10 protein-coding genes are annotated in these 11,851 nt (G+C 42.2%); 6 read left to right on the top strand and 4 right to left on the bottom strand.

The window, feature by feature from the left end:
• Nucleotides 1-54 precede the first annotated feature (54 nt).
• The 4 genes from MHZ95_RS04510 (at nt 55) to MHZ95_RS04495 (ending at nt 3,384) form a co-directional block, all read left to right on the top strand.
• Nucleotides 55-897: an ABC transporter ATP-binding protein gene (locus tag MHZ95_RS04510; protein WP_239389336.1), complete on the top strand. Its 843-nt coding sequence runs from the start codon at nt 55-57 to the stop codon at nt 895-897.
• A complete protein-coding gene (locus MHZ95_RS04505) occupies nt 830-1,582 on the top strand; it encodes an ABC transporter permease (RefSeq protein ID WP_239389335.1) in 753 nt (250 codons plus the stop codon). Before MHZ95_RS04510 ends, MHZ95_RS04505 begins: the two co-directional genes overlap by 68 nt.
• Before the next feature lie 29 nt (nt 1,583-1,611).
• On the top strand, nt 1,612-2,616 hold the full coding sequence (locus tag MHZ95_RS04500; protein WP_239389334.1) for an ABC transporter substrate-binding protein: 1,005 nt from the start codon (nt 1,612-1,614) through the stop codon (nt 2,614-2,616).
• A 132-nt stretch (nt 2,617-2,748) separates the two neighbouring features.
• A complete protein-coding gene (locus tag MHZ95_RS04495; protein WP_239389333.1) occupies nt 2,749-3,384 on the top strand; it encodes a Yip1 family protein in 636 nt (211 codons plus the stop codon).
• A gap of 67 nt (nt 3,385-3,451) precedes the next feature.
• On the opposite strand, the gene MHZ95_RS04490 is transcribed toward MHZ95_RS04495, so the two are convergent.
• Both MHZ95_RS04490 and MHZ95_RS04485 read right to left on the bottom strand, forming a co-directional pair.
• Nucleotides 3,452-4,477 (bottom strand): hypothetical protein, encoded by a 1,026-nt coding sequence (locus MHZ95_RS04490; protein WP_239389332.1) that lies wholly within the window; start codon nt 4,475-4,477, stop codon nt 3,452-3,454.
• A 164-nt stretch (nt 4,478-4,641) separates the two neighbouring features.
• Nucleotides 4,642-6,135 (bottom strand): catalase, encoded by a 1,494-nt coding sequence (locus MHZ95_RS04485; protein WP_239389331.1) that lies wholly within the window; start codon nt 6,133-6,135, stop codon nt 4,642-4,644.
• A 406-nt stretch (nt 6,136-6,541) separates the two neighbouring features.
• On the opposite strand from MHZ95_RS04485, the gene MHZ95_RS04480 reads away from it, so the two are divergent.
• Nucleotides 6,542-7,408 carry a mechanosensitive ion channel family protein gene (locus MHZ95_RS04480; protein ID WP_239389330.1) on the top strand — a complete coding sequence of 289 codons (867 nt, stop codon included), beginning with the start codon at nt 6,542-6,544 and terminating at the stop codon, nt 7,406-7,408.
• Nucleotides 7,409-7,479: 71 nt separating this feature from the next.
• Here MHZ95_RS04480 and ilvA read toward each other — a convergent pair whose 3' ends face one another.
• Nucleotides 7,480-8,748 (bottom strand): threonine ammonia-lyase IlvA, encoded by a 1,269-nt coding sequence (gene ilvA, locus MHZ95_RS04475; protein ID WP_239389329.1) that lies wholly within the window; start codon nt 8,746-8,748, stop codon nt 7,480-7,482.
• Between the two features lie 284 nt (nt 8,749-9,032).
• On the opposite strand from ilvA, the gene MHZ95_RS04470 reads away from it, so the two are divergent.
• A complete protein-coding gene (locus MHZ95_RS04470; protein WP_239389328.1) occupies nt 9,033-10,736 on the top strand; it encodes a methyl-accepting chemotaxis protein in 1,704 nt (567 codons plus the stop codon).
• A gap of 49 nt (nt 10,737-10,785) precedes the next feature.
• Here the strand turns inward: MHZ95_RS04470 and MHZ95_RS04465 are convergent, their stop codons facing one another.
• Complete coding sequence (locus MHZ95_RS04465) at nt 10,786-11,709, bottom strand: urea transporter (RefSeq protein ID WP_239389327.1); 924 nt, start codon at nt 11,707-11,709, stop codon at nt 10,786-10,788.
• Between the last annotated feature and the right edge of the window lie 142 nt (nt 11,710-11,851).

The raw sequence follows: 11,851 nt of genomic DNA, 5'->3' as shown, positions 1-11,851 counted from the left end.
AGATATTATAAAACATATCTAATTAGTAGGATATTTGAAAGTAGGGAAGATGGGATGTATTTAACGATTGATGGGGTTGAAAAAAGCTTCGACCATAAGGAAAAAGGTCAAGTGAAAGTTCTGGATAAGATTCAGCTAGACGTGGAAAAAGGACAGTTCGTATCCATCGTCGGTCCTTCGGGATGTGGAAAATCTACATTATTATATCTGATTGCAGGATTGGAAAAAGCGGATCAGGGAGAAATTCGGATTGCGGGCAAGAAAGTGACGGGAGCCGGACCGGATCGCGTCGTTGTTTTTCAGGAGGATGGATTATTCCCTTGGCTCAGTGTCCTCGATAATGTAACCTACGGATTGCTATTGAAGGGCATCTCCAAAGCGGAAGCAGAAAGCAAAGCGAAGGAAATGCTGAAAATGGTCCATCTCAGCAATTATACAGAGTCATTTCCTCATCAGCTTTCCGGCGGGATGAAACAGCGAGTTTCCATCGCCCGCGCACTTGTGATGGAACCTGCTATCCTTTTGATGGATGAACCATTCGCTGCCTTAGATGAACAAACGAGAATGGTATTGCATAATGAACTGCTAGAGATTTGGAAAAAAACGAAAGTGACGATTTTTTTCGTTACACATAATATTCGGGAAGCGGTCTTATTATCTGAGAAAATTGTCGTTTTTGAAACGAGACCAGGAAAAATCAAAGAGACATACGCAGTAAAGACAATGAAAGATGGAGTGATGCCGAATGATAGTACATTCCATTTGGAAAAACAGATACTGGCATCACTGCAAGGCGAAATAGAGAAAGTGTTGAAGGAGGAAATGGGGGATGACTACGTTTTTAAGGCGGACTCTCTTCATCGTGATGCTAGCGGTGATATGGGAAGTCACATCTAGACTATCTACATTACCTGATTTCATGTTCCCAACCCTCAGTCAAGTGCTGCAAACACTTTTTTATGGGCTGGTAGACGGACAAATCGGGATTGCTATTTTTAAAAGTATGAGCCGATTGCTGATCGGATTCTCGGTTGCAGTTCTACTTGGACTTCTGTTGGGTTATTGGATATGGCGATCCAAGTGGGTAGAGGATACACTTGGTTTTCTAATTACGGCCTTACAGTCGATTCCAAGTATTGTTTGGTTTCCGCTCGCCATCATTTGGTTTGGCCTGAATGATTTTTCCATTTTGTTTATTGTCGCAATCGGGGCAACATGGACCATGACGATCAATGCGACTAGCGGATTCAAGAATGTGCCACAGCTTTATCAAAGAGTGGCCAAAACATTAGGATCGGGCGGTTTCCACTTTTTGAGGACAGTCATTTTACCAGCATCCGTTCCACAAATCATTTCAGGGCTGCGAATTGCATGGGCGTTTTCATGGCGCGCCTTGATGGCCGGTGAGCTATTAGGATCCGGCGGTGGTCTCGGTCATCTGTTGGAAACGGGCAGATCGCTCGGACAGATGGATTTAGTTATTTCAGTCATGATCATCATCGGTGTCATCGGTACGATTATGGATAACCTCGTATTCTTGCGTTTGGAGCGAAATGTACAGAAGAAGTGGGGCATTCAATAAAAACACATCAGCTTAAAGGGGAGAATGAAATGAAAAGGCAGTCCTTTCTAGTGTTACTCATTTCTGTTTTTGTATTAAGTATCGTCGCCGCATGCGGGCAAGGCGATGCAAATGGGAACAGCAGCAAAGAAGTGAATATCGGATACTTTCCGAATTTGACACATATTGCAACGATCGTTGCGTTGGAAAAAGATTATTTCAAGGAAGCATTTGGTGAAGATATTAAAATCAATACAAAAACGGTCAGTAATGGCGGGTTGTTCATGGAAGCGATGGCGACAAAGGCCGTTGATGTAGGAACTGTCGGCCCAGGTCCTTTGTTGAATCGTTATGTCCAAGATCCGAGTTATCATATCATTTCCGGAGCGGTAAACGGAGGGGCTGTGCTCGTTTCGAGTAGACATAGTCAAATTAGTGATCTAGCAGAATTGGACGGAAAAAAAGTAGCAATTCCTGTCATTGGCAGCACACAGGACGTGATGTTACGGAAAGCACTCAATGATATAGGATTAAAGCCGACGACGAATGGTGGAACAGTTGAACTGTTTGCAGCGGCACCTGCTGACACTGCAACTCTTTTTATCCAGAAGTCGGTAGACGCAGCGGCGACTCAAGAGCCTTGGGGTTATATTTTAGAAACGCAGGCAGATGGAGAGTTACTGTTGGACTGGGATGCATTTGCTTGGGGGAAAGAATCGACCAATACGGTTGTAGCGGCAAGCAAACAATTTTTAGAAAATGATGATTTAGTGAAAGCTTACTTGACGGCTCACGTCCAAGCTGTGAATTTCATCAAAGAAAACCCGGAAGAAAGTCAAGATTTGGTTATCCAACATATTAAAGATTTGACCGGTAAAGAGATCAATAAGGATGAACTTCAAGCTGCATTTGCGAGACTGGAAGTAACGACGGACGTCAATGCCCAAGTGATTCAGGAAATGGCCGATATTAGTCAAGAGGCCGGTTATGTAACGAGCAATGACATCGACGGATTGATTCAATTGGAGCAGTTAAAGGCTGTCGGAAATAATTAAAAAAGATAGCTAGACAAAGGGATCCACTGTAATTTTGGTGGTATCCTTTTTTGTTTTAGTGAAAATGCGGAATCTATGAAACTTCATTATCTATTAAACGTAGAATAGGTAATGAAGTGGAGGTGTTGAAGGATGAAGGAGGGAAATGAAGTTTTTGACAAGAAAGAAGATTTGAATGTATGGACGTCTATTTGGATTAGGCCGAGAGAAACAGTCCGCTACGCAATCGACAATAAATCGATGAAGTTTGCACTTATTCTTGTTCTAATTTCCGGGGTTTTTGATGTGCTGAATGGGGCGTCGCAAAATAATACAGGTGACGTCATACCCATTTCGGTAATCTTGCTATTAGCAGTTGTGTTAGGTCCTTTTTTAGGTTGGATTGGGTGGTGGATCGGTGCAGGGATTGCTACTTTTGTCGGGAAGTGGTTCGGTGGCATAGGAAAGTTTGAAGAGTTGAAAATGGCTTTTGCAATTTCTTATATACCGATTATAATCGGTGCGATCCTATGGATTCCGGATCTCCTAATATTGGGCGAAGCGTTATTCATTGAAGACATTGATATTTCAGCAGGGAAATGGCTTTGGTTAATTTTTAGTGGATTTATTGGGGTCGTGCTAGGCATATGGAGTTTCATTATTACAATAAAAGCAATTGCGGAAGCGCATAGATTCTCGGCGTGGCGAGGATTATTAACGGTTATTATACCTTCGGTTGTGATCATCATTGTGCTACTCCTATTCTTGGTTCCATTACTATTTTTGTAAAGCTATTAACAAATGAAATCGCTGGTTGGAAACAGTGTAAAGCTGTTTCCAACCAGCGATTTGTTCTTTATTTTACAAAATATGCTGCGACATCTCGAGTCGTTTGTTCCGGAACCTTCAAGCAGAGCGGTTCACTATGCAAGAAATTGAAAACGTTCATGTCGCTCGTTTGAAGTCCGCCGATTGTCATACGGGGAACAAGTCGCACATGTACGCGTTCAGCCCCATTTGGAAAGAGCGGAATAAAGAGAGCAAGATTGAAGCTTGCGATGCCGATTTGTTCAAAGTAGCGGAAAAACTTGATCACACTCTGTGCGAGATCTTGCCAATTCTTTTCGGTTAGTTCATCAAAAGAGGAGGCATTGAATAGCCCTATGAAATCGGTATGGCTTTTCGGTGCGAATGCATGCAACCAGTCGATCGCGCCTTCTGTTCCGATGATCCGCGCATCGAGTTCGCATTCCTGTTTAAGAAGTTCGTCATAAAAATTTCGATCGTTTATTTCGTAAAACTGTTGGGCAGCTGCTAAGGCAGTTGCTTGATAGTTCGTCGGGTGTTCTGATGCCAACACATGAATATGAGGATGTAAAATACTTCCTCCGGACGGCGGTAGATAGTTCCAGTTAATGGATGCGAAAGCTGTATTTGGGTCTTGTGCTTTGACTTTTTTCAAATAGTCAAATGCGACCGAAAACGAATCGGCAATTATTGAACTCGTAAATTCCTCCAGCTTGACATAGTGTTGATCTGTCATGCGGACAACAGCATTATGTTTACTGTATGGAAATAGATTTGGAAAGACGACCGCTTCACTTTTTGTAAGTCGTCCTTCTTCGATTAAAGTATTTGGAAAAGTGGGTGTAAAGGATTGCACATTTTCAGGGCAAAACGGGCATTTACTGCCAGCAGTTTCTTTAGCGAGTTCTGTATAATCAGTAGGTACAAATGGGGCTCCAGGGTCGAAAATAATTCGGGAGGTTTCCCCAGTTAATGGATCTGTACGGATTTCAGTTTTACGATCAATTAATTTCCCATCTTGCATCGGATCATGGAATGTGAAAAATTCTTCATGAGCTGTGAATTGGATTGTCATTTAGAGTTCCCCCTACAAAATATTAAACACATCAACTCTATTCTATCGATGATTGAAGGAAAAGTCAGTATTATTAGTCGGATTCTTTAGATTCTTCCTTATTCTTTGGGTGATAAAAAAGAAAAGAGTAGCAAATAACGCTACTCTTTCCTGTCTTCAAAATCTTATTCTGCGTCGTATCCGGCTGCCGCTTCCACTTCACTCAAGGAAATACCGAGTGCGTCCGCTACACCTTGCCCGTATGCCGGATCAGCTTTGTAGCAGTGTCCGATATGGCGGAGCTGGATAAACTTGTCGGCTGCGCCGATATTGCGTGCAGTATTTTCGAATAGCAATTGTTTTTGTACATCGCTCATTAAGTTGAAGAGCTTACCAGGCTGCTCGAAATAATTGTCATCGTCTTCACGGAAGTTCCAACGATCAGCATTGCCGAATAGGTCAAGTGCCGGTTCTTTGTATTGCGGTTGAGCTTGCCATTCACCATAGCTGTTCGGCTCGTAGTGAAGCGTGCTGCCCATATTGCCGTCCACACGCATAGCTCCATCGCGATGGAAACTGTGGACTGGACATCTTGGCTGGTTAACTGGGATTTGGTGATGGTTAACACCTAGACGGTAACGCTGTGCATCTCCATAAGAGAAGAGGCGTCCTTGTAACATTTTGTCCGGAGAGAAGCTGATGCCCGGTACAACGTTTGCAGGAGTAAAGGCTGCCTGCTCGACTTCAGCAAAGTAGTTGTCAGGATTCCGGTTCAATTCCCATTCACCGACTTCTATGAGAGGGAAATCTTTTTTGTACCATACTTTTGTCAAGTCAAACGGGTTGTAAGGCATGTTGTTTGCCTGTTCTTCTGTCATAACTTGGATGTACATTTTCCATTTCGGGAAATTGCCTTTTTCAATGTTTTCATAGAGATCACGCTGATGGCTCTCACGGTCGACGCCGACAAGTGCAACTGCCTCTTCGTCTGTCAAGTTTTCGATGCCTTGTTGGGAGCGCATATGGAATTTTACCCAAACACGTTCGTTATCCGCATTGATCATACTGAATGTATGGCTACCGAAACCATGCATTGTACGGTATGATTTTGGAATGCCACGATCACTCATAACAATTGTCACTTGGTGGAGAGCTTCTGGGAGAGATGTCCAGAAATCCCAGTTGTTATTCGCACTTCTCATATTTGTACGTGGATCCCGTTTGACGGCATGGTTCAAATCAGGGAAGTTCAAAGGATCTCTGAAAAAGAAGACCGGTGTATTGTTTCCGACTAGATCCCAGTTGCCTTCCTCCGTGTAAAAGCGCATTGAAAAACCGCGGATATCACGTTCCGCATCTGCAGCGCCGCGTTCTCCGGCAACTGTGGAGAAACGTACGAACATATCTGTTTTCTTACCAATTTCGGAGAAAATTTTTGCACTCGTATATTTTGTTATATCATGTGTGACGGTAAATGTACCGTATGCCCCGGATCCTTTGGCGTGCATGCGGCGCTCAGGAATGACTTCACGGTCAAAATGGGCCATTTTTTCTAAAAACCATACATCTTGTAGGAGCATAGGACCTCTTGGACCTGCCGTCATCGAATTTTGGTTGTCTACTACAGGTGCACCGGCAGCTGTTGTTAATCTTTTTTTAGGGTTATTGTTTTCAGTCATACATTCCCACTCCTTAGATTGTTTTAATTACTACATTAGAATCATAACAAATAAGATCCGAGAATCCAAGCATAATAGCTTTTATAAAAAAATCTCCTCTAAATCAATAAAGATAACGCGGTTATTTCTTGCATTAAAGGCAAGAAACGCGATACCTTCTGTATAATTTTAATTGAAAGTGATTATCAATTTGGGAAGCTTGGGTAAACAGATAGATATTTATTAGAATGGTTTTAAATTCAGAAATATAAGTTAAATAATACTATCTCCATTATTAACCATAAAAACTCTTTTGACAACTATAAAGGTAGCATTTTCAACAGAATTCATCCATTCGTCAAGTATGGTAAACTTGAAAAAAGAAGGAGTAATACAAGGAAATTTTAAGAAGAGGATCTTGATAACCATGAAAGAGTACTTAAATTCTGTGCAACAATTTTTTGATATTAATTTTGAGAGTGTGAGAGGCTATTTCATTACACTGGCATTAACGATTTTGTTCACATATGCGCTCATCGTTGTTTGCAGGAAAATTTTGCAACAGCTTTTCAAACGGACAAGCATTTTGGAAGAGAAGAAGAAAGAAACGATTGAAAGCGTTGTAAAAAATACGTCTAGATATCTATTCGCGACGATCATTTTAATCGCTGCGATTAAGCCATTTGTTGTTGATTTGAAAGAAGTCATCGTTGCGGGAGGGATCATTGCGGCTGTGATCGGGTTCGGTGCCCAAAAACTGATCAACGATATTATCAGCGGGATTTTCATGATTTTTGAAGGAACGATTAAACGAGGGGATTTTATAAACGTCAATGGAGAACCCGAAGGGGGCACAGTCGAGGAGTTAGGATTTCGAATTGTGAAAATTCGGTTGATCAACGGGAAATTAGTGACGATTTCAAATGGTGAAATTCGCAAGATGGTAAATGGATCGGTTGAGAAAAGGAGAATCTTCGAAAGTGTCGTCGTCTCATTCCATCAAGATCCAAGTATTGTCAAACAACTGCTACGAGAAGTTTGTGAGGAGTTGAATCAAAAACAACTCGATTATTTAAAAGTGGATCAGTTAACCGGTGAATTTGTAGAAAAGTATAAAGTGTATGGCTTACATTCGCTAGACGCGAGCCCGTTCGGCTACAAGTTTTCGATCGTAGCCACCGTGAATGATACTGATTATTTGCCAGCCGCTTTAGAGGCGAAAGAAGCGATGGCCCAAAAACTATACGACAACAAAATTAAAATGGCAGAGCAATTGATCAACAGAGGCCATTAACGATAAAGAAAAACGGCTAGAGGAACGATGCTAAATCGTATTTCCAGCCGTTTTTTTGTTTACTTGCTTTATTAAATGAGCAAACCGAATAATGTGCTGTCCTTATTCACTTCTTTAAAAGGGAAGCCGCATTGTTGCATCCGTAAGATGAGACTATCATAGTCCTCTTTCTTTTTGATTTCAATCCCGACGAGACCCGGACCGTTCTCTTTATTGTTTTTCTTCGTATATTCAAATGTCGTAATGTCATCATCCGGACCGAGAACTTCATCCAAAAATTGTCGCAATGCACCTGCCCTTTGTGGAAAGTCCACAATGAAGTAGTACAGAAGCCCTTCATAGATAAGTGATTTTTCTTTGATTTCTTGCATTCGTCCGATATCGTTATTGCCCCCGCTGATCACACAGACGACCGATTTCCCTTTGATTTGTTCTTTGTAAAAATCCAAGGCCGCGATAGGAAGAGCACCTGCAGGCTCAGCAATAATGGCATGTTCATTGTAGAGGTCCAGTATGGACGTACATGTTTTTCCCTCGGGTACAAGTACGATATCATCCACGTATTGTTGGCAGACATCATAGGTAAGTTGCCCAGCGCATTGAACTGCCGCTCCGTCGACAAACTTATCGATGGATTCCAATAGGATAGGTTGTTGTTTTTGGAATGCGGCATGCATGCTGGCCGCTCCTTGTGGTTCAACACCGATGATTCTTGTGAGAGGGGAGACGTTTTTCATATAGGCACTTAAGCCGGAAACAAGGCCACCGCCCCCAATGCTCGCAAAGACAAAGTCTAATGGTTCTTCGATGTCGTTTAATATTTCAACCGCAACAGTTCCTTGACCGGCAATGATATGCGGATCATCGAACGGATGGATGAAAATGCGTCCTTCAGCGTTTGCGTATTCAATCGCTTTGCTTGATGAAGCATCGAATGTGTCGCCAGTCAGAATGATTTCCACAAAGTTCTTCCCGAACATTTTCACTTGATTGACTTTTTGTTTAGGTGTTGTTTGAGGCATGAAAATTTTAGCATCGATACCTAAATGAGCACAAGCATACGCTACGCCTTGCGCATGATTGCCTGCACTGGCACAAACAACCCCTTTTTCACGAGCTTCTGTTTCGATCGTTTTGATTTTATAGTAAGCGCCACGCAGCTTAAAAGAGCGGACATACTGCAAATCTTCTCTTTTTATGTACACTTGGCAATCATATTTTTCAGATAGCCTTTCATTCTTTTGCAATGGTGTGTGGCTGACGACATCTTTTAACAATTGATTGGCAATCAGGATGTCTTCCACATGAACTGTTTTCACTTTAGTATTTGTAGTATTCATAAACTTTCCACTACCTCCGTCATTGTTGAAGATTTCTTAATGATAACATGAATTCTGCAGAAAGGACAAAAGAATCTTCTTAATTATGCGTGAACTATTTGTGAAAATAGTTTTTGTTTACAATCAATTTCCAGTATTTATCGGGATTTGAATGCTATGCCGAAAGGATGACCTGAATGTGGAAAAGATATTTATTAAACCTTTTGTTTCATGTTAATTTAGCGTAAGATAGATAACTAGAATACGTACAATATACCTATCTTTGAGAATGTAGGGGGAAAGACATGAGAAATACATTAACGATACAGCTTGGAGCGATTATCGTCGGGATTATGATAGCGATGCTCGCTATTACCTCTATCGCTACCTATAAGACGGCTTATGAAAAATTATATGACGCAGCAGGGGTCGAAGCCTATGGATGCGCTAATATTACGACAGGGCTTCTCCGTCCAGAGGATGTCGATAAGATGTTGGCGGGAGATCAAGGCGTTATGGAGGAAGTCGGTCAACAATTGAACTGGACAGTCGATCATAAAAACATTTTCGAAACACAATACATCGTTGACTTGGACGGAAAGATTCTTGCGCTTGACGACAATTTGCGTGCGAAAGGAATCGAACCGGGAGATTCTGTTCCATTGGATGAAGAAGCCATTCGCCTATTGTTGGAAACGAAACACTCTACATATTCGGAACTATATCATTTCGCGGGGATGGAAAGATTATCGGGCTATGCACCGATTTTTGAAAATCATAATGCGAATGGGGAAATCATCGCAGTTAGCGTCATCGATTTCGATGGTTCAATTGTCGCTGAGCGAACGTGGGAAGTTGTGAAGAATGGTATTTTGATCAGCCTGATTCCTATGATCATCGCTTCCATCATCACCTTATACCTGATTAGACGAAAAACAAAGCCGATTTCCGCACTTATCGCGCAAGCGAAGGAAATTGCGGATGGAAATCTTGCGATTGAGGATGTCGTGATCAAAAGTAATGACGAGGTAGGCGATTTAGCCCGTACCCTGAACACGATGACCAGCAATTTAAGGAATATGATTGGTACTGTGCAAGCGACAGCGATCCAATTAACCAAAAACTCGGTCGATACATCAACTTCGCTAAACGAGATGCAAACGGCCATCCAGCAGATCGCCCAAAACATGAATGAAACGGCAACATCAATCTCGAACGGTACGATCAATGCGGAACATGCATCCACTATTTTAGAGTCTTTGGCAAAAGATCTGTTGGATTCCAAGGAAAAGGCTGTACTCAGTGTGGAAAATTCCCATCAAACGATGCAAATTGCAGAAGATGGACAACAGAGCGTATACCGCATTAACGATGATATGGTACGAATCAGAACCGCCTCGATTGAATCAGGCGAGACGATTGAAAATCTGATTGAATCGACGACTAAAATACAAGATATTACAAATTCAATTTCAGGAATCGCTTCTCAAACGAATTTGCTTGCTTTGAACGCTTCCATAGAGGCAGCAAGGGCTGGTGAACATGGGAAAGGGTTTGCGGTAGTAGCAGAGGAGGTGCGGAAACTAGCGGAACAATCCAATAAAGAAGTACTGGAAGTCGAAAAACTGGTGCAAGAGTTAACGGAAAGTATTCAACTTGTCGTCAATTCTACTTCTGAAAGTACAAAGCTCGTTGAGTCCGGAACGGAAACGGTAGCCAAGACAGCGACATCACTCAATCGTATTTCGGAAGCCGTATCAGAAACAGTGAAGGAAATCGGTATGATTTCCGAACTGACGACTGCGGAAGCAGATAGTTCCAGCCGTATTGTTGAACTGATTAACGAATTGACTCAATCCATCCATACGATAGAAGATATGAGCAATCATATCTCAGCCGCAACGGAGCAGACTTCCGCCTCCATCGATGAGGTTGCCACACGATCCAAAGAAATGAGTGATCTGGCACAAGACTTGGAGAAAATCGTCTGTCAATTTAAATTATCGTAAAGGAAAATAACCCGAAAGCCATGCGCTGTTCGGGTTATTTTTTGTAGAATCAGATAGGAAGAAACTTCCTGACGATTAAGAATGTCCAAGTGGAAAGGATGAAAGGCGAAGTAAGTGCGGGCAGTCCAAAAGGATTGATCAGATGATCCATTCCAGCGGTAATGGGAACGGTCATTGCTGCCGCGAGTATACCGACAAATGGAAAGTTCCTTTTTTCATCGAACAATAGCCCAACCGCAATGATGGTCAGCACCGCATTATAATTGTATAAGCCCAAATCAAGAGAAGCTACATCAACGCCCAATGAAATGGCTGTCAACCAAGAAATGAAAGCTCCAGCAATGGCATATACCCCATACCTCCAACCCGCAACAAAAAGGGCTAGAAGGATAAGCGAACCAGCCCAGAATGAATCAATGATAAATACCTCACCGACTCCTTTGATCAGGCTGGCGAAAAAATTGGGAGTCCCTTCATACGGGATCAACCATTGGGTCGGGGAAGCTGTCACAAACGAGGGATTGACATGTAAACCATCAATCCGATAGGTTAACAGGAGCCCAATCCACGTCATTAAAACGAAAGGGATGGTTAAAACAGGAATATGCAATCTATTAAATACTCTTGAAAAAAGAATCATTAGCAATCCGGCTGCACAACCTATGAACGGAACAACTATCCAGCGCCAACTGACATATAAAAACAACATGACGGCGATCCCGCTCAGTAAAGAGTTGAATCCGTACATCCCGCTTTTAACTGCCGCTCTATCTCCGCCTAAATAGTAGCCTGTCAATGTGCCTGCCATCGAGGAGAGAAACGCCATGGTCGCTAAAAGAGGGGAGTGCAAAAAAATACCGAGTAGAATGAGACCGCCAGAAAGCGCGTTTTCCATAAGCATCACTTGTGAAAAACCTTTCAGAGATATGGAAATGAGACGGAAGACCCTATTCAGTTGAATCGTGTGCCCCATTGAGTTCATCCCCTTTTGGTTGCTGCGAAAGAATTTGTTCCTAAACCTTTATGACGAACACCTTAAGACGGCTTGTTATTTAGCGTACTTCGAATATCCATTCATAAAGTAAAGGAGAGATTTCAATCGTTTTGTCATTTGC

Origin of the sequence: Sporosarcina sp. ACRSM, from assembly GCF_022346545.1 — a bacterium.
In the GTDB taxonomy this organism is placed as follows: Bacteria; Bacillota; Bacilli; order Bacillales_A; family Planococcaceae; genus Sporosarcina.
This window is presented reverse-complemented; position numbering and strand designations above follow the sequence as displayed.